Here is a 22,242-nt window from a genome sequence, read left to right on the forward strand (position 1 = left end):
GCACCAGGAGTCGTGGCTTGACGCAAGCAAGGGAGTACAGAGCAATGAGCGACACGATCGCCACGCTGCCGGTGGTCGTCGAAAGCGACGGCCGGGCACTGACCGACCTGATCGGCGCGCGCCGCGCCGAGCTGCGGGCCGCCCTCGTCGACCACGGCGGGCTGCTGTTCCGCGGCTTCGACGTGGGCGGCGTCGACGGCTTCGACGCGGTGGTGCGGGCGCTTGCGGGTGAGCCGCTGGTCTACACCGAGCGGTCCTCGCCCCGGCACGCCATCAAGGGCCGGGTCTACACCTCGACCGACTACCCGCCGGACGAGGAGATCTTCCTGCACAACGAGAACTCGTACCAGGCGCGCTGGCCGCTGACCCTGTTCTTCTGGTGCGTCACCCCGCCGGACACGCTCGGCGCGACGCCCCTGGCGGACGTGCGCCGGGTCTACGAGCTGATCGACCCGGCCGTGCGGGAGGAGTTCGTGCGCCGCCGCTGGATGCTGGTGCGCAACTTCCACGCCGACTTCGGCACCCGCTGGCAGGACGTGTTCAACACCGACGACCGCGCCGAGGTCGAGGCGTACGCGGCGGCGAACCGGATCAGCCTGGAGTGGGTGGGCGCGGACGGGCTGCGCACCCGCGCCGTGCGCGAGCCGGTGCACTACCGGCCCGGCTCGGACACCCCGCGCTGGTTCAACCACGCCACGTTCTTCCACCTGAGCACCCTGCCGCAGGAATACCAGGAGGGGCTGCTGGCGATGTTCGGCCCCGACGGGCTGCCGTCGAACACCTACTACGGCGACGGCGGCGAGATCCCCGCCGACGTGCTGGACCACCTGCGGGCCGCGTACCGGGCCGCCAGCGTCCGCTTCGACTACCAGCGCGACGACGTGCTGGTGGTCGACAACATGACGGCCGCGCACGCCCGGGAGCCGTTCACCGGGCCCCGCAAGATCGCCGTCGCGATGGCCGAGCCGCACACCCCCGAGAGCACTGGAGACAACTGATGGCCGAAACCCGATTCCTGGTCGTGCGCAACGACGAGGAGCAGTACTCGATCTGGTCGGCCGACCGGGAGCTCCCCGCGGGCTGGCACGACACCGGCTTCGCCGGCACGCGCGAGGAGTGCCTCGCCCACATCGACACCGTCTGGACCGACATGCGCCCCCGCTCCGTACGCGAGGCAGCATCATGACCAGGGAGTGGACCTTCCCCGCCTCCTTCGCCCAGGAGCGGGTGTGGCTGGCCAACCAGCTCGACCCCGGCTCGCCGGTCTACAACGTGTCCAACCCGTGGCCGTTCCCGCCCGAGCTGGACGCCGACGCCGTGACCGGGGTGTTCAACCAGGTCGTCGCCCGGCACGAGGCGCTGCGCACCCACCTGCGCTCCGACGACGGGACGCTGGTGCAGGTGGTCCGCGAGCACGAGCCGGTCCGCCTGCCGGCCGAGGACCTGTCGGGCCTACCCGAGGCCGAGCGGCTCGCCCGCTACCACCAGATCCGCGAGGAGCTGGCCCGCACCCCGATCCCGCTGGACGCCCCGCCGCTGTGGCGGGCCCGGCTGGTCAAGGTCAACGAGGCGTGGTCGGTGCAGTTCGTGGTGCACCACGCCGTCTTCGACGCCCACTCGGCGGTGCTGTTCACCACCGAGCTGTCCGCGTTCACCACGGCCGCGCTGACCGGCGCGCCCGCCGCCGTGCCCGAGCTGCCCATCCAGTACGCCGACTTCGCCGCCTGGCAGCGCGACCAGCTCGCCGGCCCGGAGCTGGACCGGCAGCTCGACTTCTGGAAGGCGCACCTGGCCGGCGCGCCCGCCGTGACCGGCCTGCCGCTGGACCGGCCCCGCCCGGCCCAGCTCGGCTTCGCCGGCGACGAGGTCCGCTTCGACCTGCCCGCCGGGCTGCTCGACCGCGTCGGCGCCCTCGCCACCGCGTCGGCGGCCACCCCGTACATGGTGCTGCTGACCGGGTTCGCCGCGCTGCTGTCGCGGATCTCCGGCGACGACACCGTGGTCGTCGGCGTCTCCACCGCCGGCCGGGACACCGCCGAGGTGGCCCCGCTGATCGGCATGTTCGTCAACCCGGTGGCGCTGCGCTGCGACCTGACCGGCGACCCCACCGTCGCCGAGCTGCTCGGCCGGGTCACCGGCGGCCTGCTCGACGCGATGGAGCACGGGCAGACCCCGTTCCAGAAGATCGTCGAGGCGGTCGCCCCGCAGCGGGACCCGTCCGTGCAGCCGATCTTCCAGACCGCGCTGAACTTCATCCCCGACTCCGGCCTGGACCCGGTGCCGCTGGGCACCACGAAGGACGACCTGGCCTTCGACGTCACCGCGGGGGAGAGCCGGCTGGTCTACCGCACCGACCTGTTCGACCGGGACACCGCCGAGGCGGTCGTCGCCCGCTACGTGCGGCTGCTCGCCGCCGCCGTCGCCGACCCCGGGCGGCGGGTCAGCGAGCTGCCCCTGCTCGACGACGCCGAGCGGCGGCTGGTCCTCGACGCCGGGAACGCCACCGGCCACGCCCGGCCGGCCGGCACCGTCGTCGACGCGGTGCAGCGGCAGGCCGCCGTCACCCCGCACGCCACCGCCCTGGTCTGCGACGGCGTCGCACTGACGTACGCCGAGCTGAACGCCGCCGCGAACCGGCTGGCCCGGCTGCTGGTGGCGCGCGGGGCCGGCCCGGAGACCCGGGTCGCGCTGGCCCTGCCCCGCTCGGCGGACCTGCTGGTGGCCGTCCTCGCGGTGCTCAAGTCCGGCGCCGCGTACGTGCCGGTCGACACCGGCTACCCGGCGGCCCGGATCGCGTACCTGCTCGACGACGCCGAGCCGGCGCTGGTGCTCGCCACCGCCGACACGGCGGCCCTGGTGCCCGGCGACGCGCTGGTGCTCGACCCGGGCACCGCCGCCGACCTCGACGCGGCCGACCTGACCGACGCCGACCGGGCCGCCCCGCTGCGCCCCGGACACCCCGCGTACGTGCTCTACACCTCCGGCTCCACCGGCCGCCCCAAGGGCGTCGTGGTGGAGCACCGGGCGGTGGCGGCCTACCTGGCCTGGGCCCGGGACGCCTACCCGGGGCTGGGCGGCACGGCGCTGCTGCACTCGCCGGTGTCGTTCGACCTGACCGTCACCGGGCTACTCGGCCCGCTCACCGCCGGCGGCACCGTCCGGCTCGCCGCCATCGACGAGCCGGCCGCCCGCGCGGGCGGGCAGCCGGCGTTCCTGAAGGTCACCCCGAGCCACCTGCCGCTGCTCGACGACGCCCTGTCCCCGACGGCGGACCTGGTCATCGGCGGCGAGGCGCTCACCGGCGAACAGCTCGCCGCCTGGCGGGCCGCCCACCCGGGCGTGGCCGTCACCAACGAGTACGGCCCGACCGAGGCCACCGTCGGCTGCGTCGCCGCCCGCATCGCCCCCGGGCAGGAACTGGCCGCCGGGCCGGTGCCGATCGGCACGCCCACCTGGAACACCCGGGCGCTGCTGCTCGACGCCGCGCTGCACCCGGTGCCCCCGGGCGTGGCCGGCGAGCTGTACGTTGCCGGCGACCAGCTCGCCCGCGGCTACCTGCGCCGCCCCGGCCTGACCGCGGAGCGGTTCCTGCCCTGCCCGTACGGGCCGCCGGGGCAGCGCATGTACCGCACCGGCGACCTGGCCCGCTGGCGGGCCGACGGGACGCTGGAATACCTGGGCCGCCGCGACGACCAGGTGAAGGTGCGCGGCATGCGCATCGAGCTGGGCGAGATCGAGTCGGCGCTGCTGGCCCGGCCCGGCGTGCGCGCGGCGGCGGCGGCCGTGCGCGTCGACTCCGGCGAGCCGACGCTGGTCGGCTACCTCGTCGGCGACGCCGACCCGGCGACCCTGGCGGCCGACCTGGCCCGGGAGCTGCCCGCGCACCTCGTGCCGGCCGCGTTCGTCACGCTCGACGCGCTGCCGCTGACCCCCAACGGCAAGCTGGACCGGGCCGCGCTGCCCGCCCAGGCCGCCCCGGCGGCGGTCGAGGACGCGTACGTCGCCCCGCGCACCGACGCCGAGGCCCTGGTGGCCGAGGTGTACGCGGACATCCTCGGCGTGGAGAAGGTCGGCGCGGCCGACGACTTCTTCGCCCTCGGCGGCAACTCGCTGCGCGGCATGCGGGCGATGGCCCGCATCCGGGCCGAGGTGGACGTGGACCTGCCCATGCGGGCGCTGTTCGGCAGCCCGGTGGTGGCCGACCTGGCCGCCCAGATCGAGAAGCTGATCGCCGCGGAACTCGACGAGCTCACCGACGCCGAGGTCGCCGAGCTGCTGGCGACGGAAGAGGGACCCACCGCATGACCGACCTGAAGGATCCGGCCCGGGAGGCGGCCCGGCAGGCGCTGATCGCCAAGCGCCTGCGCAAGCGGACCACCGCCCCCGCCGCCCGGATCACCCCCCGACCCCCCGGCACGCCGGTGCCGCTGTCGTACGCCCAGGAGCGGGTCTGGTTCATGGACCAGATCGCCCCGGGCGAGGCGGCGTACCACATCGCGGTGCCGCTGCGGGTGCGCGGGCCGCTCGACGTCGCGGCCCTGCGCGGCGCGCTGGCCGCCCTGACCGCGCGGCACGAGTCGCTGCGCACCCGGTTCCCCGCCGACGCCGACGGCCGCCCCACGGTGGTGGTCGAGGAGTCCGTCGAGGTGCCGCTGACGGTGACGGAGGCGGCCGACGCCGACGCCGCCCAGGCGCTGGTGGAGGCCGCGTCGGCGGAGCCGTTCGACCTGGCCACCGGGCCGCTGCTGCGCGCCCTGCTGATCCGCCTTGCCCCCGATGACCACGTGCTGTTCCTGAGCAAGCACCACATCGTCGGCGACGGCTGGTCGGTGGACGTGCTGCTGCGCGACCTGATCACCCTCTACCACGGCGGCGAGCCGCCCGCCCTGCCCGTGCAGTACGGCGACTTCGCCGTGTGGGAGGGCAGGGAGCTGGACGGCCCGGCGGCCCGGGGCCACCTGGACTGGTGGAAGTCCCGGCTGGCCGGGATCACCCCGCTGGAGCTGCCGCTGGACGCGCCGCGCCCGGCCACCCAGACCTACCGGGGCGACTTCGTCGAGTTCCAGCTCGACCCGGCCGAGACCGAGCGGCTCAACGCGCTCACCCGGTCGTCCGGCGCGACGCTGTTCATGACGCTGCTCGCCGCCTACCAGGTGCTGCTGGCCCGGCACGCCGGGCAGGAGGACTTCGCCGTCGGCGCGTCCGTGGCCGGCCGGTCCGCCCCCGAGCTGGAGAACGTCGTCGGCATGTTCATCAACATGCTGCCGCTGCGCGCCGAGCTGGCCGGCGACCCGACGTTCACCGAGCTGCTGGAGCGCACCCGGCGCGGCGTGCTGGACGGCTTCGAGCACGCCGAGGTGCCGTTCGCCAAGGTCGTGCACGAGCTGGGCCTGCCCCGCGACGTGAGCCGGTCCCCGGTGTTCCAGGCCATGTTCGTGTTGCAGAACTACGAGATGGGCCGGTTCACCGGGGTCTCCGACGCCGCCGAGGTGCGCTTCGAGTGGACGCCGATGGAGCTGCGGGCCACCCGGTTCGACTTCGAGCTGCACGCGGTGGAGACCACCGAGGGGCTCTGGGGCAAGCTCGTCTTCAACACCGACCTGTTCACCCGGGCCACCGTCGAGCGGATCGCCCGCCGGTGGACCACCCTGCTGCGGGCGGTCGTCGCCGCGCCGGACACCCCGGTTTCGGCCCTGCCGATGGTCGACCCCGCCGAGCGGGACCTGCTGGCCGCCTGGAACGACACCACGGCCGGGTTCCCGCACGAGCAGACCCTGCACGGGCCGTTCGAGGCGCGGGCCGCCGCCACGCCCGACGCGGTGGCGCTGACCTTCGAGGGCCGCCCGGTGACGTACGCCGGGCTGAACGCCGCCGCGAACCGCGTCGCCCACCGGCTGCGCGCGGCCGGCGTCGGCCCGGAGACCCTGGTCGGGGTGTGCGCCGAGCGGTCGGTGGAGCTGGTCGCCGGGCTGCTCGGCGTGCTCAAGGCCGGCGGCGCTTACCTGCCGCTGGACCCGGAGTACCCGGCCGACCGGCTGTCCTTCATGGTCACCGACGCGGACGCGCCCGTGGTGCTGGTGCAGGAGCACCTGCGCGACGTGCTGCCCGACACCGGCGCGACGGTGCTCGCCCTCGACGACGCCGCGACGTGGGCCGACCAGCCCGCCACCGACCCCGCGCCGACGGCCGGGCCCGGCAACCTGGCGTACGTCATCTACACCTCCGGCTCCACGGGCCGGCCCAAGGGCGTGCCGAACACCCACCGGGGCATCGTCAACCGGCTGCACTGGAAGCAGGAGACCTACCGGCTCGCCGCCGACGACGCGGTGCTGCAGAAGACCCCGGCCAGCTTCGACGTGTCGGTGTGGGAGTTCTTCTGGCCGCTGCGCGAGGGCGCCCGGCTGGTGCTGGCGAAGCCCGGCGGGCACAAGGACGCCGGCTACCTGCGGGACCTGCTGGTGGCCGAGCGGATCACCACCGCCCACTTCGTGCCGTCGATGCTGACGGTCTTCCTCGGCGAGGACGGCATCGAGGCGGCCACCGGCCTGCGCCGGGTGATCTGCTCCGGCGAGGAGCTGCCGCTGGCCTCGGCGGTGGAGTTCACCGCCCGGCTGCCCTGGTGCGAGCTGCACAACCTGTACGGCCCCACCGAGGCGGCCATCGACGTCAGCGCCTGGCGCTGCGACCCGGCGGCGCTCGCCGGGCTGTCGGGCGTGCCGATCGGCGGGCCGATCGCCAACCTGCGGCTGCACGTGCTCGACGCGGCGGGCAACGAGTGCCCGGTCGGCGTCGCGGGGGAGCTGCACATCGGCGGCGTCGGCCTGGCCCGGGGCTACCACCGCCGGCCGGCGCTGACCGCCGAGCGGTTCGTGCCCGACCCGTTCTCGGGCGAGCCGGGGGCCCGGCTGTACCGCACCGGCGACCTGGCCCGCTGGGTCGTCTCCCCGGCCGGCAACGGCGACGCGGCCGGCAACGGTGAAGCGGCCGGCGGCGGTGACTCGGCCGGCGGCGGGGTGGCGGCCGGCGACGGCCCGCGCGGGGTGATCGAGTTCCTCGGCCGCATCGACCACCAGGTGAAGCTGCGCGGCCTGCGCATCGAGCTGGGCGAGATCGAGAGCGCCCTGCGGGAGCAGCCGGGCGTCACCGAGGCGGCCGTGATCGTCCGCGAGGACGCCCCGGGCGACAAGCGGCTCACCGCGTACCTGGTGGGCGACGCCGAGCACGCCGCGCTGAAGGCGGCGCTGAAGGAGACGCTGCCGGAATACATGGTGCCGACCGCGTTCGTCACCCTCGACGCGTTGCCGCTGAGCCCCAACGGCAAGCTCGACCGCAGGGCGCTGCCCGCGCCCGTGGTGACCCGCGAGGCGTCGGTGGCGCTGGTCGAGCCGCGCGACGACACCGAGCGGCTGCTGGCCGGGATCTGGTCGGAGGTGCTGGGCGTCGACACGCTCGGCATCGACGACGACTTCTTCGACCTGGGCGGGCACTCGATGCTCGCCACCCAGGTCGTCGCGAAGATCCGCAAGGCCGAGCACGGCGGGCGGCCCGTCGGCGTGATGGACCTGTTCCAGCAGCGGACCATCCGCGAGCTGGCCGCGTTCATGACCGGCGACGCCGCCGACGACGGCCCGCGCCGGCTGCTCTACGAGCTGACCAAGCCGATCCCGGCGGGCCAGCGGGTCCGCACGTACGTCTGCGTCCCCTACGGCGGCGGCAGCGCCATCGTCTACCAGCCCCTCGCCGACGCCCTGCCCGCCGGCAACGCCCTGTACTCGCTGGCGATCCCCGGGCACGACGTGGGCCTCAGCGAGGAGGGCCTGCCGTTCGAGGAGCTGACCCGGCGGGTCGCCGACGAGATCGTCGAGCGGATCTCCGGCCCGATCGTCCTGTACGGCCACTGCGGCGTCGGCAGCGCCATCGTCGCCGAGGTGGCCCGCAAGGTCGAGGCGGCCGGGCGGGAGCTGGAGGCGCTCTACATCGGCGCGATGTTCCCGTTCGCCCGCCCGAAGGGCCTCTTCGCCGCCGCCCGCAACCGCCTCGAACGGCTGCGCAGCAACAAGCACTACGCGAGCTGGCTCAAGTCGATGGGCGTCGACACCGACGAGCTGGACCCGGAGCAGGCCGACCGGATCATCAGCAACATGCGGGCCGACTCCCGCGCCTCGGAGGAGTACTTCACCGGGCTGCTCGACGCCAACGCGGCGAAGCTGCGCGCCCCGATCGTCTCGGTGGTCGGCTCCGAGGACCCGGTGACCGACTACTTCACCGAGCGGTACGCCGAGTGGCAGTTCCTCACCGACACCGTCGGGCTGGTCGTGCTCGACCAGGCGGGGCACTTCTTCCTCAAGTACCGGGCCGACGAGCTGGCCGAGATCGTCACGGCGGTGCACCCGGCGGTGCGCGCCGGCGACACGACCGCCCTGGAGGCGGCGGCCCGGGGCGACGACGCCGGCTGGGTCGTCGCCGACCACCAGCGCATCGGCGCGGACCGGAGCCCCGAGCGGGCCGTGGTCAAGCCGAGCATGGGCCGGTTCGTCGCGGTCACCGCCGGCCAGCTCGTCTCCACGACAGGCTCGGCGCTGACCGCGTTCGCCCTGCCGATCTGGCTGTTCACCCAGACCGGCTCGGTGGCGAACCTGGGCCTGCTGTGGGCGCTGGCGCTGATCTGCGGCGTGCTGATGCTGCCCATCGCGGGCGCGATCACCGACCGGGTCAGCCGCCGCCGGATCATGATGATCGCCAGCTCCGGGGCCGGGTCGATCCAGCTCGTGCTGGCCGCCCTGCTCTGGACGGACAACCTGCGGCTGTGGATGATCTACGCCCTGGTGGCGCTCAGCCAGGTCGCCGGGTCGTTCCAGCGCATCGCGTTCCAGTCGGCGGTGCCGCAGCTCGTGCCGAAGCGCTACCTCGGCCACGCGATGGGCGTCACCCAGCTCACCAACGGCTTCGCGATGCTGCTGATGCCGGTCTTCGCCGCCGGGCTGCTGGCCGCCATCGAGCTCAAGGGCATCCTGCTCATCGACGTGGCCAGCTACGTGGTGGCGGTGGCGACCCTGGCCGTGGTCCGCTTCCCCGACCTGCTCGGCTGGCGGCCCCGGGAACGGCTGCTCGTCGCCATCGCCAACGGGCTGCGCTACTCGTGGCAGCACCGGGGCTTCCGGCTCATGCTGGGCTACTTCGCGATCGGCAACATCTTCCTGGCCCCGGCGCTGGTGCTGACCACCCCGCTGGTGCTCTCCTTCGCCACCGCCACGCAGGTGGCGCAGGTGGCCCTGGCCGAGGCGCTCGGCGCGGTGGCCGGCGGCGTGCTCATGTCGCTGTGGGGCGGCCCGCGCCACCGCCGGATGATCGGCGTCCTGCTCGGCAACCTCGGCACCGCGCTCGGCTGCGTCGTGATCGGCCTGGACGCCTCCGTCGCGGTGATCTGCGTCGGGGCGTTCTGGCTGGCCATGGCCATGACCACCGCCCAGTCGATCTACGCGACGATCGTGCAGGTGAAGGTGCCGCAGCGCTACCACGGCCGGGTGTTCAGCCTCAACCAGACGATCTCCTGGTCGACGCTGCCGATCGGGTTCGCGCTGCTCGCCCCGGCGGCCAGCGGCCTGTTCGAGCCGATGCTCGCCGAGGGGGGCGCGCTCGCCGGGTCGGTGGGCGCGGTCATCGGCACCGGGCCGGGCCGGGGCATCGGCTTCGCGTACGTCTGCTTCGGCGCGGCGCTGGTGCTGGTCACGCTGGGCGGCTTCGCGATCCGGCTGCTGCGCCGCTTCGACCTGGAGGTGCCGGACTCGCTGCCCGACGACCTGATCGGCGCGCAGGAGCGCGAGCGGCGGCTCGCCGCCCGGGCCGCCGGGCGGCAGGAGGAGAAGGTGCCCGTGGCGGCCTGACCCGCCGCCGGGGCGGCCCGCGTGGCCGCCCCGGCACGGGGCCGGGGGCCTGCGGCGGTCCACCGCCGCAGGCCCCCGGTGTGCTCAGGCCCCCGGGGGGTCGGCCAGGTCGGCGGCGGCGACGTCGTCGGGCTCGGCGACCCAGCCGGAGAAGACGGGCACGCCGTGCCACGGGCCGGTGCCGCCGCCGCGCCGGTCGGTGGCGACGGCCACCACCGCGTACGGGTGGCCGAAGCGCAGCTCCGCGACGCGGGCCACCCCCAGCGGGGGCAGGCTGACCCGCGCGAACATCCCGGTGACGGCCGCCGCGGCGAACCCGTACCGGTCGTAGCGGGCCGCGACCGCCTGCCGGGCCCGCACGTCGCCCGCGCCGACCAGCGGGGCCAGCACCCGGCCGGCCGCGGTGAACCCGAGCCCGGTCAGGTCGTGCTCGTCGCGGGCCGACCAGCAGGGCAGCGCCGCCGTGTGCCGCTGCTCCCGGCGGTCGGGGGCGAACGTGCGCACGGCCTCCTCGCGCAGCGTCCACAGCGTCGTCTCGCCCAGCGGCAGGTCGAACAGCGACCGCCGGCCGGCGGGCTCGTCGGCGTCGGCGGCGATCCGGTACGCGGCGGCGAGCACGTCGGGCGGGGCCACCCCGGGCGCGGCGGCCACCGAGACCACCGACAGCCCCGCCCCGGTGGCCCCGCCGCTGCCGTCCGTGCCGGTGTCCGCGCCGCCCGCCTCGTGCCCGCCGTCCACGGCCGGCTGCGCCGCCGCCACGTGCACGGCCACGTCCCCGGCCTCCGGCGTCGCGGCGATCCACGCGCGGTGCCCGTGCGCCGGGGTGCGCAGCACCCGGGTCAGCCGCCCCGCCCACGGGCTGTCCGGGCCGAGCGCCCCGGCCGGGGCGAGGTCGAACGGGGCGGCCCAGGAGATCCGGGTGGCCACGGCCGAGGCCAGGGCGAGCGCCACCCGGGGGTCGAGGGCCAGCGGGAACCGCTCGATCAGCCCGAGGCTGTGCTCGCGGGCCCACGCGTCGAGGCCGGCCTGGTCGGGCAGCGGGCCGGTCCCGGTGGCGCGGGGGAGGGCGGCCCGCCAGGCGTCCAGCCCGGCGCTCCCGGTGCCGGGCCGGTGCCAGACGGCCGTCGCCGACGGCACCAGGGGATGCGGCGCGTCCAGCAGGTCGGCGGCGATCCGGGCGGCCCGCGCCGGCGCGGTGCCCAGGGCGTCGGCGAGGGCGGCGGCGTCCCCGTCGAGCCCGGCGTGCCCGTCGAGTCCGGCGTTTCCGTCCGGTCCGGCGGCGTGCCCGTGGGGTCCGGCGGCGTCGCCCTCGGGGGCGGCCGATGCGCAGAGGGCGAGCAGCAGCCACGCGCCCAGCGGGGACGCGACGTGGTGCCGGTCGCCGGCCGTGGCGTGCAGCCGGGCGGCGTAGCGGGCCAGCGGGGCGTGGAGGTTCGTCGTCATCCCCCCACTGTGCCCGCCCCGGCCCGTTCGCGCGGCGGGCGGCCGCGCGGCGTCCGCCGGCCGCCGTGGCTGGGCGGCGGGCCGGGGGACGGGTTAGGCTGCCCGCCGTGGCAGGTCTGTTGAGGAGTGTGGCGTCCCGGCTGGGGCGGGTGGCCCGCGGCGGGGCCGCGCCGACGCGTACCCCCGGTCCGATCCCGGCCCAGGTGGCGCGGCGTCGGCAGGTCACGGCGTTGCAGCGCCGGGAGCTCAGCTACGCCCCCGAGCCCGACGGGCAGGCCGACCCGGGCGAGGTCGTCTGGACCTGGGTCCCCTACGAGGACGACCCCCGGCAGGGCAAGGACCGCCCGGTGCTGGTGGTGGGGCGCTCCAGCCGCACCCTGTTCGGCCTGATGCTGTCCAGCCAGAGCGAGCGGGACGGCCAGCGGCACTGGCTGGCGTTGGGCCCGGGCGCCTGGGACCGGGACAACCGGCCCAGCTGGGTGCGGCTCGACCGCGTCCTCACCATGCGGGAGGACAGCATCCGCCGGGAGGGCGCGGTGCTGGACCGGGCGCGCTTCGACCGGGTCGGCCAGGCCCTGCGCGGCGGCTACGGCTGGCGCTGAGCCCCGCCGCCCCGTCGCGGCCCCGCCGCCGGCGGGGCGTCAGCACTCGGCGAGGCGCGCGCTGTCGATGAGCTGGCGGGCGGAGCGGGACGCGCCGACGCTCTTCGCCCGGTACATCGCGGCGTCGGCGCGGTCGAGCGCCTCGGTGAGCTGGGTCGGGCAGGTGACGGGGGCGAGCCCGACGGAGGCGGTGACCCGCAGGCTCAGGCCGCCGAGGGGGATCGGCGCGGCGAGCGACTCGCAGAGCCGGCGGGAGGCGTGCTCGATCCAGCGCCGGTCGACGGTCGGGGTGGCCAGCAGTCCCGCGAACTCGTCGCCGCCGAGGCGGGCCACGAGGTTGTCCCCGGCGAAGGCGGCCAGCCGTTCGGCCACGCTGATCAGCACCTGGTCCCCGGCGGCGTGCCCGTAGCGGTCGTTGACCTGCTTGAAGTCGTCGAGGTCCAGCACGATGGCGATCAGCGGCTGGCCGGCGGTGTCGGTGAGCAGGGTCGCGGCCAGCCGGAAGAAGGCCCGCCGGTTGGGCAGCCCGGTGAGCGGGTCGTGGCTGGCGGCGTGCCGCTCGGCGGCCAGCTCCGCCTGGAGGTGTTCGATCTCCGCCTCGGCCAGCATGGCCCGGCGGCGCAGTTGCCAAGCGGAGACCAGGGCCCCGGCGGCCGAGATGCCGGACGCGATGGTCAACGGATCCGGCACGAACCCTCCTCACCGCGTCTGCCCACGCGCCCGACCGCTGCCGCCGTGCCCGTGGGGCTCCTGTTTTCCCTGGTACAGCCCCAGGTGAGGTAACCCAAAGTGAACACCTGGGTACACCCTCGTTGGGCTATCATGCTCGCTGTCCGGTGCAGATGCAATAGCAGATGCACGTGCAGCAAATCCCGTCGTAAGCCCCGCCCCTCGCCAGCACACCGCTCCTCCCCGCGGCATCGGCAGGCTCTTGACAAGAAAGATGCCCCATGCAGCAGCCCCGCAACGGCGTTCCCACTGCACAGCTCCCTCCGCTGACCTGGTTGAAGAGTCGACGGAGCAATCCCAGCGGCAACTGCGTCGAGCTTGCCGAGCTACCCGGCGGCGCCGGAATCGCCGTCCGTAACTCCCGCTACCCCGATGGTCCGGCGCTGATCTACACGATCGACGAGATCGCGGCATTCGTCCTCGGCGCCCGGGACGGCGACTTCGACCACCTCATCGGCTGACCCTGGGTCACCCTTCGGCTGCGTCCCGTCAACGGGACCGAAACGCCGGTCGGGCCGGGTTCACCTCACTGTCGGTCCATGGCATGCTTACACGTCGGCCGGGGTGGGGCCCGGTGCGACGAAGGCAGCAAGCGGAGGTCGGCGCGTGACGATGGTTCCCACGGAGGGTGGCCCGGCCACCGGCCCGACCGTGCTGCGCATGCTGCTCGGCGCGCAGCTACGCCGTCTGCGGGAGGCCAGCGGGGTGACCCGGGAGGGCGCCGGCTGGGAGATCCGGTCCTCCGAGTCGAAGATCAGCCGGATGGAGCTGGGCCGGGTCGGCTTCAAGGAGCGCGACGTCGCGGACCTGCTCAGCCTCTACGGCGTCACCGACGCCACGGAGCGGGAGGCCCTGCTCAAGCTCGCCCGCGACGCCAACAGCCCCGGCTGGTGGCACCGCTACGGCGACGTGCTCCCGTCGTGGTTCCAGTCGTACCTCGGCCTGGAGGCGGCCGCCGCGCTGATCCGCAGCTACGAGGTGCAGTTCGTGCCGGGCCTGCTGCAGACCCCGGAGTACGCCCGGGCCGTCGTCCTGCTCGGCCACCGGGGGGCCGGGGCGGACGAGATCGACCGCCGGGTGAGCCTGCGCATGCAGCGCCAGGAGCTGCTCCGTCGCCCCCGGCCGCCGCAACTGTGGGCCGTCGTGGACGAGGCGGCGCTGCGCCGGCCGATCGGTGGCCCCCAGGTCATGCACGACCAGCTCACCGCCCTGATCGAGGCGACCCGGGCGTCGCACGTGCGGTTGCAGATCATCCCGTTCGACGCGGGCGGCCACGCCGCGGCCGGCGGCGCGTTCACTATCCTGCGCTTCGGCGACCAGGACCTGCCCGACATCGTCTACATCGAGCAGCTCACCAGCGCGATCTACCTCGACAAGCGCGAGGACCTCGACTACTACGCGGCGGCCATGGAACGACTCTGCGTCGAGGCCGAGCCGCCGGAGCGCACGCCGGAACTCCTCACCCGGCTGCGCGACGAGCTCTATCCGCAGTAGCGGGTTCCCTGGTCGGGGCCGTGGCGCGGGCTGCCTCTACCATGGTCGACACCGGCGACAGTGGACGGACGCCGCGCAACAGGTAAGCGCAGAGCCATGGAGGCACCCCTTGACCACCGATGCCCCCGGCACCTCGACCGGTCCCGCCCACCCCAGCGACCGGATCGACACCTCGGTGGCGCATCCCGCCCGCCGCTACAACTACCTGCTCGGCGGCAAGGACAACTTCCAGGCCGACCGCGACTCCGGGGACGCGATGGCCGCGGCCTTCCCGACCATCCGCACCGCCGCCCTGGAGAACCGCCGCTTCCTCAAGCGGGCCGTCGGCCACCTCGCCCGCGAGGCCGGCGTCCGGCAGTTCCTCGACATCGGCACCGGCATCCCCACCGCCGACAACACCCACGAGGTCGCCCAGGCCGCCGACCCGCACGCCCGGGTGGTATACGTCGACAACGACCCCATCGTGCTCGCCCACGCCCGGGCGTTGCTGACCAGCACGCCCGAGGGCGCGACCGCCTACATCGACGCCGACCTGCGGGACCCGGAGCGGATCCTGAGCCACCCCGACCTGCTCCGCACCCTCGACCTGGGGCAGCCGGTGGCGCTGATGCTGGTCGCGATCCTGCACTTCCTGCCCGACCCCGACCACCCGTACGACGTGGTCCGTCGGTTGCTGGAAGCGCTGCCCGCCGGCAGCTACCTGGCCGCCTCGCACGCCACCTACGACCACCTTCCCGAGCAGGTGGCGCAGGAGTCCATCGCGGCGACGCGGACCGGCGGGGCGAACAACGTGATCAGCCTGCGCAGCCGGGCGGAGTTCGCCGGCTTCTTCGCCGGGCTGGAGCTCGTCGACCCGGGCATCGTCTCGATCGCGCAGTGGCGCGCCGAGCGGGAGCCCCTGCCCCGGCCCTCGGTGGTCGACGTCAGCATGTACGGGGCAGTGGCCCGCAAGCCCTGACCGCCGCCACCGGCCCGGCTTCCGCGCGTCACCACGACTGGTGCCCGACGCCGACGGACAGACGCGTCTGCTTGCCCGACGCCGACGGACAGGCAGATGCGACTGGTGCCCGACGCCGACCGGCAGGCAGACTGGACCACGATGTCGCCGTTCACGCCCACCCTGCGCCTGCACGACCGCTACGTCCTGCGCGAGCGCATCGGCCTCGGCGGCATGTCCGAGGTGTGGCGCGCCGACGACGAGGTCCTGCACCGCCCCGTCGCCGTCAAGGCCCTCGCGGCCGAACTCGCCGCCGACCCGCACCTGCGCGCCACCATCCAGCGCGAGGCGCGGGCCGCCGCCCGGCTCACCCACCCGCACGTCACCCAGGTGTACGACTACGGCGAGGCGGCCCTCGGGGGCGGGACGGTGGTGCCGTACCTGGTGATGGAGCTCGTCGAGGGGCACAGCCTCGCCGACCGGCTCGCCTCCGGCCCGCTGCCCTGGCCCGAAGCCGTCCGGCTGGCCGGGCAGGTCGCCGCCGCCCTGGCCGCCGCGCACCGCATCGGCGTGGTGCACCGCGACATCAAGCCCGCCAACATCATGCTCACCGAGAGCGGCGCGAAGGTGCTCGACTTCGGCATCGCCGCCCTCGCCGGGCCGCACCAGCCCCGCACCGGCCCCGACGGCGATCCCCGCCCCGGGCGTTCCGGGTCCGCTCCGGGGGCGCACCAGTCCCGTCCGGGGCCGGACGACGAGCCGATGATGGGCACGCCCGCCTACCTCGCCCCCGAGCGGTTCCGCCCCGGGCCGCCGAACCCGGCCAGCGACGTGTACGCCCTCGGCGCCCTGCTCCACCGCGCCCTCGCCGGCCGCGCCCCGCTGCCCGTGCAGACCTGGGCGGACGCCCTCGAAGCGCACGCGCAGCGCCGGCAGCCCCCGCCGCTGCGCGTCCCCGGGCTGCCCCCGGACGTCGCCGCGCTCACCCTCGCCTGCCTGAGCGCCGACCCGGCCCGCCGACCCAGCGCCGCCCAGCTGGCCCGCCGGCTCGGCGCGACACCGGCCGGGACCCGGCCCGCCGCCGCGTCGGCCCCGGCCCGGCCCGCCGACCCGACGCCCCCGGACCACCCGCCCACGCTGGTGGACCGCGCCGGGTCCTGGGCGGCCCCCGCCCGCCCCGGGCGGTCGTCCGGTCCGGCGTCCCCGCCCGCCCGGGTGCCCGGGCCCGTCCCGGCGGCGGAGCCCGCCCGCCGCGCGCCGCGCGGCCCGGGCCAGGGCAACCGCCTCCTCGGCGTGCTCGTCGCCGCCGGGATGGCGCTGCTCGTCGGCGTGGTCGCGCTGCTCGCCCTCGGCGACGGCGCGCCGCCCCCGCCGTCCGGGGCGCCCACGACCGTCGCCTCCGCCGCCGGTAAGCCGACCGAGCCGCCCCGGTCGGCCGCCGCCCCGCCCACCACCGCCCGCTCGTTGCCGGTCACGTTGCGCCAGCTCGCCGCCGAGTTCACCGCCCTGATCGACGAGGCGCAGGCGCGCGGCGACATCGACCGCGAGACCGCCGACGACCTGCGCGAGGAGGTCGCCGAGCTCAACCGGGGCAGGCTCAAGGACCGGGCCAAGCATCTGCGGGACCTGCGCGAGGACATCGCCGAGGCGGTCGAGCGCGACGAGATCGGCGGGGAGACCGCCGCCCGGCTCCGGGAACTGCTCACCGGCTTCCCGGGGGCGCGCGGCGACGCGGCGGGCTGACGGGCCACACCGACGCCGGCCGTCCACGGTGTACGGCCCGCCCGTCGTCGCGTCGGCGGGGCGTGGCAGCCGGCGGGAACGGTCACTACCGTTGTCGGATGATCAGCACGCAGCCGCTCCTGCCCTTCCCCCGTACGGTCGCCGCCGGTCCCGAACCCGGCTCCGACGGGCCGGTCGGATTCGTCACGGGTCTGGTCGAGCGGCTGGGTGGCCCCGGCGCCGGGCTGGCGGTCGCGCTGGAGAACCTCTTCCCGCCGATCCCCAGCGAGGTGATCCTGCCGCTGGCGGGCTTCGTCGCCAGCCAGGGCCGGATGAGCCTGGTCGGGGCGATCGGCTGGACCACCCTCGGCTCGGTGGTCGGCGCGCTGGCCCTCTACTGGATCGGCGCGATGCTGGGCCGGGACCGGATGCGGGCCATCGCCGCCAAGCTGCCGCTGGTCAAGCTTGAGGACGTCGACCGCACGGAGGCGTGGTTCCTCCGGCACGGCGTCAAGGCGGTGTTCTTCGGCCGGATGATCCCGGTGTTCCGCAGTCTCATCTCGATCCCGGCCGGCGTCGAGCGGATGCCGGTGCTGACGTTCCTGCTCTACACGACGCTGGGCAGCCTCATCTGGAACACGGTCTTCGTCCTGGCGGGCTACCTGCTCGGCGAGAACTGGCACGTGGTCGAGGCTTACGTCGGCACGTTCCAGAACGTGGTCATCGCGGTGTCCGCGCTGGCGGTCGCGTGGTTCGTCGTCACCCGGGTACGCCGGTCCCGCGCCGCACGGCGTGACGCCGCGGCCTCCGCCTCCACGTCCGCCTCCACGTCCGTTTCCCCTTCCGCGAACTCGTCTGTCGGTGGTCCGTCCGTGGGCGGTCCGTCCGCCGAGGAGCACGGCGGCGACCTCGTCGGGTTCGCCCGGGGTCCGGCTGGGTACGCCGGCGGTCCGGCTGGGCACGGCCCGTCTGCCGGCGCCGATCGGGGCCTGCCGACCGGGCCGGAACGCGGCACGGGGGAGTACCGGGGAACGGTCTACCGCAGCGGCTCTTGGCGCGGCGGGCCTGAGCACTGACGGGTCGGCGCGTCCCGCCCGGCTGATCGACTCCGTGTCGGGGACATGGGGGTATCCCGTCTCGTTGATACCCCCACCTGCCCGGCACCCCGTCACGCGACGGCCCGCGTGGGCGGTTTGTCCGACCCGGCGCGGGGATGGGCGTGGCGTGGGGCGGGGTGGGGTGGGGTTGATCATGTCGGGCAGATGGGGGTATCCCGGCCCGCTGATACCCCCATCTGCCCGGCATCCCGTCACGCCCCCACCGGGATGGGCGGATTGTCCGACTCGGCGGGGTGGGTGGGGTGGGCGGGGAGTGGGTGCGGGGCGTGGGCGTCGAGGCCGGCACCGGCCCGGGGCGCGGGACCGGGGGTGGGGTGGCCGGCGGCACCCGGGGGCCGGAATCTCGGCGGGGTCGGGGTCGTTACACCTGACGCACGACCGAAGCAGCACCCGCCAGACCCCCGGCCCAGCAGACCCCGCCCCCAGGGTGGTGGCCGGTCGCCGGGAATGGGGGCGGGTCGCCGGTCGTTACACCTGGGCCCGGCGCGGTACCGCACGTGGCAGCCGGCCCGGTCCTTCCTCGTCTTTCCCCCTTTGTTCGTTGTTCGGGCGCCTCGACGTGGTGCTCGCACACCCCCGCGCCACCCCCGTTCGGGGCGTGAGGGTGTGCCGACCCCCGGATTGGAGTCACCCCCTCATGAACACGACCATCCTGCGTAAGAGCGTCCTCGGCATCGCCGGACTCGCGTTCGCCGGTGGCCTCGCCGCCGGCCCCCTGAACCACGCCACCACCGACACTGTTGACGCGCGGCCCGTCGCCGCCGTCCAGGCCGACAAGGCCGACAAGGCCGCTGGCGTGGACGCCGGGAAGCTCATCCCGCACGGTGTGCAGGGCGCGCAGTCGCGCATCGACCTCGACCCGGAGCAGACCGCCAACGTCAAGGCCGTCATCGCCGCCACGAAGAAGGCGGGCCTGGACGAGCGCGCCGCGGTGATCTCGATCGGCACGGCGTTGCAGGAGTCGAAGCTGGAGAACCTGGGCCACCTGGGTGACCGCAACGACCACGACTCCCTCGGCCTGTTCCAGCAGCGCCCCTCCAGCGGCTGGGGCACCCCGGAGCAGATCACCGACCCCCAGTACGCCACCACCGCGTTCCTCAAGGGCCTCCGACAGGTCGACGGCTGGCAGGACATGGCCCTGACCGACGCCGCCCAGACCGTCCAGGTCTCCGCCTACCCCGACGCCTACGCCCAGTGGGAACAGCAGGCCGCCGACCTCGTCACCCAGCACTGGAACAACAGCTGACACCAGCACGAACGCCACCGGCCGGGCCCCCGATCACAGGGGCCCGGCCGGTGGCGTCCTTACCGGTGGCGCCCCGGCCCTCGGCGGCCCCGCCTAGCGGGGTGTTAACAAGGGGCCCTTCCGCTACAGAAAGCGTTAACAAGGGGCCCTTCCTTGCCAGCCGGGGGGCGGAGTGATCCGATCCCGGGTCGGGTACGTACTGCCTGGCGGGGACCGCGAAAGGGGAGCACATGCCGGTGTCGGAGCATGACGCGTACCGCCGTCCGGAGGCCGTTCCTCCGGTGCCCGCACCGGTCGTCGAGGTGACCGGGGACCCCGTCCCGCAGCCGCCCGTCCCGGCCTGGCCGCGCGGCGTACGGCTGATGGTCGCCGCCGCGGTCGTGGTGCTGGCGTTGGGCGCCGGCGCGGTGGCGGTGACCCTGGCCAACCCGGACCGGCTGGGGGTGGCGTTCTCCGGCGGCAGGCCGGACGTCGGGTCGACGGTGCCGCTGGCGGCCGAGCCCGGCGGCGGGGGAGCGTCGGCCGACGGCCGGGTGCTCACCGCGCCCCTGGCCGGTAGGGCCCGGGCCAGTTTCGAGCTGGTCGACGGGCTGACCACGTTCGACCTGCGCATCGACGACCTCGGCGAGGACCTGTACCGGATCACCAGCCCCGCCGACGGCGGGGTGGAGCCCCGCCCGGAGCTCGTCGGCGACCGGCTGCGGGTGCGGATGGCGGTCAGCGGCCGGCGTGGCCCGGCCGTCGCGGAGGTCGTGCTCAGCTCCCGGGTGACCTGGCGGCTGCGGCTGGCCGGCGGGGTGACCGAGCAGGTGCTGGACCTGACCCGGGGACGGCTGACCGGGCTGGAGCTCGCCGCCGGGGCCACCCGCGTCGACCTGCGCCTGCCCCGGGTCGTCGGCACGCTGACGGTGCGGCTGACCGGCGGGGTGAACCAGTTGGTGGTCCGGGTGCCCGGCGCGCTGCCGACCCGGGTCCGGGCGGGTGCCGGCGCGGGCGCGGTCACCGTCTACGACCGGCACCGGCAGGGGGTGGCGGCCGGCACGCTGACCGGCTCGCCGGACTGGGACCGCCGGGCCGACCGGGTGTACGTCGACATGGTCGCCGGGGCCAACACGGTGACCGTCGAGGGGAGCTGAGCGTACAGTCGGGCGGTGGATCGTACGGAATCTCTGCCGGCGCAGACCCGACCGCCGGGCGTGGCGCCCGCCGACCCGGGCAGCGTGCTGCTGCCGGGCCACGACGTGCCGCTCGGCCGCTACACGACGGTGCGCCGGCTGCTGCCGCAGCGCCAGCGGCGGATGGTCGGGGCCTGGTGCTTCGTCGACCACTTCGGTCCGGACGACGTCGCGCAGCGGCCCGGCATGGAGGTGCCGCCCCACCCGCACACGGGCCTGCAGACGGTGACCTGGCTGCTCGACGGCGAGATCGTGCACCGGGACAGCCTCGGCAACGTGCAGCCGATCCGCCCGGGGCAGCTCAACGTGATGACCTCCGGTCACGGCATCGCGCACTCGGAGCGGTCGCCGGCGCAGCATCCGCCGGTGATGCACGGGGTGCAGTTGTGGGTGGCCCTGCCGGACCCGGCGCGGGCCGGTGGGCCGGGCTTCGCCCACCACGGGGACCTGCCGGTGTGGCGCGACGGCGACACCGACGTGACGCTGCTGGTGGGTGAGCTCGGCGGGGAACGCTCCCCGGCCGTGGTGCACACCCCGCTGCTCGGCGCGCAGCTCACCGCCCGTGGCGCGGCGCCGGCCCGGCTGCCGCTGCGCCGCGACTTCGAGTACGCGCTGCTGGCGATGTCCGGCGTCGCCGAGGTGGGTGACGTGTCGGTGGAGCCGGGCTCGCTGCTCTACCTCGGCCTGGGTCGGGAGAGCCTGACCCTGGCCGCCGCCCCGGGCAGCCGCCTGCTGCTGCTCGGCGGGGAGCCGTTCGAGGAGCCGCTGGTGATGTGGTGGAACTTCGTCGGCCGGTCGCACGAGGAGATCGCCGAGGCCCGCGCGGACTGGGCAGCGGGCCGCCGCTTCGGGGTGGTGGCGGACGACACGGCCCCGCCGCTGCCGGCGCCCGCCCTGCCGACCACCCGGCTGCTGGCCCGCACCCGGCACGGCGAGATCCTGCGCTGAGCCGCCGCTCACCCCGCCGCCGCCCGCCAGGCGTGGCCGGCGGCGACGCGGGTAGTCGCGGGCATGCCGACCACCGCGATCTCCACCATCGAGGACAGGAAGCGCCTGGCCCGCCGCCTGGCGGGCGACGGGCGCGGCTTCGCCGAGCAGTACGGCTTCCGGGTCACCAACAACCCGTCCAGCCTGTTCCAGTTGCTCACCCTGTCGGTCCTGCTGGCCCGCCGGGGTGACTTCCGGTGCGCCGTGGCCGCCGCGGCGGCGCTGCGCGACTCCGGGTGGGACAGCGCCGCCCGGCTGGCCCGGTCGCTGCACGCCGACCGGGTACGCGTGTTGCGCGGGGCGGGGCTGCGCGGCGACGTCGAGGCGCTCGCCGACGGCCTCGGCGACCTGGCCCGCACGGTCGTGGACCGCTACCGGGGCGACCTGCGCCGGCTGCGCGGCTCGGCCCGGCACGACCCGGCCGCCGAGCGGAAGCTGCTGGCCGGGTTGCCGGGCGTCGACGCGGAGGCGGTGGCGTTGTTCCTGCGTGAGGCGCAGGCGTTGTGGCGGGAGGTGGCCCCAGTGGCGGACCGGCGGGCGCTGGCGGCGGCCCGCCGACTGGGGTTGGGCGGGTCGGCGGCCGACCTGGCCGACCTGGTCGGCGGCGGCGGGTCGGAGCGGCTCGCCTGGCTGGTCGGCGCGCTCGCCCGGGTCGACCTGGAGCAGCGGTACGCCGAGCTCACCTGAGGTGCGTTGGCCCACAGTTTCCCGCAGAACTGACCGTTCGGACGATGGTGTCGGTACGATGATCTCGGCAGTTGACTCCCGCCCTCATCGGGTGGGAGTGGCCGCCCGGCGGTGCGGTCCGGTTCGGTCCGCGCTCACCGCCGGGGCACAGGTTCTGCGTGGTGCCCCGGGTCGCGGTTCGTGGCCCGGGGCGCCCGTCTGTCGCGGCGGCCCGCTCA

General features: G+C 75.3%; 15 protein-coding genes and 1 pseudogene. 14 read left to right on the forward strand and 2 right to left on the reverse strand.

The features are described 5' to 3' along the window. The first annotated feature begins 44 nt into the window (after positions 1-44). From HDA31_RS11615 to HDA31_RS11630, 4 genes are read left to right on the forward strand one after another with little or no spacing between them, the layout of a single operon-like run. Entirely contained in the window at positions 45-998 is a 954-nt protein-coding gene (locus HDA31_RS11615) for a TauD/TfdA family dioxygenase (RefSeq protein ID WP_043968606.1), read from the forward strand. Continuing rightward, a complete protein-coding gene (locus HDA31_RS11620) occupies positions 998-1,186 on the forward strand; it encodes an MbtH family protein (RefSeq protein WP_074473223.1) in 189 nt (62 codons plus the stop codon). Before HDA31_RS11615 ends, HDA31_RS11620 begins: the two co-directional genes overlap by 1 nt. Beyond that, positions 1,183-4,305 carry a non-ribosomal peptide synthetase gene (locus HDA31_RS11625; protein ID WP_178065073.1) on the forward strand — a complete coding sequence of 1,041 codons (3,123 nt, stop codon included), beginning with the start codon at positions 1,183-1,185 and terminating at the stop codon, positions 4,303-4,305. Before HDA31_RS11620 ends, HDA31_RS11625 begins: the two co-directional genes overlap by 4 nt. Further along, positions 4,302-9,884: a non-ribosomal peptide synthetase/MFS transporter gene (locus HDA31_RS11630; protein ID WP_178065074.1), complete on the forward strand. Its 5,583-nt coding sequence runs from the start codon at positions 4,302-4,304 to the stop codon at positions 9,882-9,884. Before HDA31_RS11625 ends, HDA31_RS11630 begins: the two co-directional genes overlap by 4 nt. Positions 9,885-9,968: 84 nt before the next feature. On the opposite strand, the gene HDA31_RS11635 is transcribed toward HDA31_RS11630, so the two are convergent. Then, positions 9,969-11,327, reverse strand: a complete 1,359-nt coding sequence (locus tag HDA31_RS11635; RefSeq protein ID WP_178065075.1) for a hypothetical protein — start codon at positions 11,325-11,327, stop codon at positions 9,969-9,971. Between the two features lie 107 nt (positions 11,328-11,434). On the opposite strand from HDA31_RS11635, the gene HDA31_RS11640 reads away from it, so the two are divergent. Continuing rightward, positions 11,435-11,929 carry a type II toxin-antitoxin system PemK/MazF family toxin gene (locus HDA31_RS11640; protein ID WP_178065076.1) on the forward strand — a complete coding sequence of 165 codons (495 nt, stop codon included), beginning with the start codon at positions 11,435-11,437 and terminating at the stop codon, positions 11,927-11,929. Between the two features lie 39 nt (positions 11,930-11,968). Here HDA31_RS11640 and HDA31_RS11645 read toward each other — a convergent pair whose 3' ends face one another. Further along, positions 11,969-12,619 (reverse strand): GGDEF domain-containing protein, encoded by a 651-nt coding sequence (locus tag HDA31_RS11645; RefSeq protein ID WP_074473228.1) that lies wholly within the window; start codon positions 12,617-12,619, stop codon positions 11,969-11,971. 260 nt (positions 12,620-12,879) lie between these two features. Here HDA31_RS11645 and HDA31_RS11650 point away from each other — a divergent pair, with 260 nt between their 5' ends. From HDA31_RS11650 to HDA31_RS11690, 9 genes and pseudogenes are all read left to right on the forward strand, one after another. Beyond that, positions 12,880-13,119: a DUF397 domain-containing protein gene (locus HDA31_RS11650; protein ID WP_074473229.1), complete on the forward strand. Its 240-nt coding sequence runs from the start codon at positions 12,880-12,882 to the stop codon at positions 13,117-13,119. Positions 13,120-13,270: 151 nt separating this feature from the next. Continuing rightward, positions 13,271-14,152, forward strand: coding sequence for a Sco1979 family transcriptional regulator (locus tag HDA31_RS11655; RefSeq protein ID WP_491562592.1), 882 nt, complete (start codon positions 13,271-13,273; stop codon positions 14,150-14,152). A 109-nt stretch (positions 14,153-14,261) separates the two neighbouring features. Next, the gene (locus HDA31_RS11660; protein WP_178065078.1) at positions 14,262-15,110 is read left to right on the forward strand and encodes an SAM-dependent methyltransferase; all 849 of its coding nucleotides are present in this window, start codon (positions 14,262-14,264) and stop codon (positions 15,108-15,110) included. Positions 15,111-15,206: 96 nt separating this feature from the next. Then, the gene (locus HDA31_RS11665; RefSeq protein WP_246383893.1) at positions 15,207-16,832 is read left to right on the forward strand and encodes a serine/threonine-protein kinase; all 1,626 of its coding nucleotides are present in this window, start codon (positions 15,207-15,209) and stop codon (positions 16,830-16,832) included. Positions 16,833-16,930: 98 nt separating this feature from the next. Further along, positions 16,931-17,681 (forward strand): annotated as a pseudogene (locus HDA31_RS11670) (DedA family protein); the annotation flags it as partial. Between the two features lie 885 nt (positions 17,682-18,566). Next, the gene (locus HDA31_RS11675) at positions 18,567-19,175 is read left to right on the forward strand and encodes a hypothetical protein (protein ID WP_178065150.1); all 609 of its coding nucleotides are present in this window, start codon (positions 18,567-18,569) and stop codon (positions 19,173-19,175) included. 230 nt (positions 19,176-19,405) lie between these two features. After that, entirely contained in the window at positions 19,406-20,311 is a 906-nt protein-coding gene (locus HDA31_RS11680) for a hypothetical protein (protein WP_246383895.1), read from the forward strand. 15 nt (positions 20,312-20,326) lie between these two features. Continuing rightward, a complete protein-coding gene (locus tag HDA31_RS11685; RefSeq protein WP_178065079.1) occupies positions 20,327-21,298 on the forward strand; it encodes a pirin family protein in 972 nt (323 codons plus the stop codon). A gap of 63 nt (positions 21,299-21,361) precedes the next feature. Next, positions 21,362-22,024 (forward strand): hypothetical protein, encoded by a 663-nt coding sequence (locus HDA31_RS11690; RefSeq protein ID WP_178065080.1) that lies wholly within the window; start codon positions 21,362-21,364, stop codon positions 22,022-22,024. The last annotated feature ends 218 nt before the right edge of the window (positions 22,025-22,242 follow it).

It is taken from the genome of Micromonospora carbonacea, assembly GCF_014205165.1.
Taxonomy (GTDB): domain Bacteria; phylum Actinomycetota; class Actinomycetes; order Mycobacteriales; family Micromonosporaceae; genus Micromonospora; species Micromonospora carbonacea.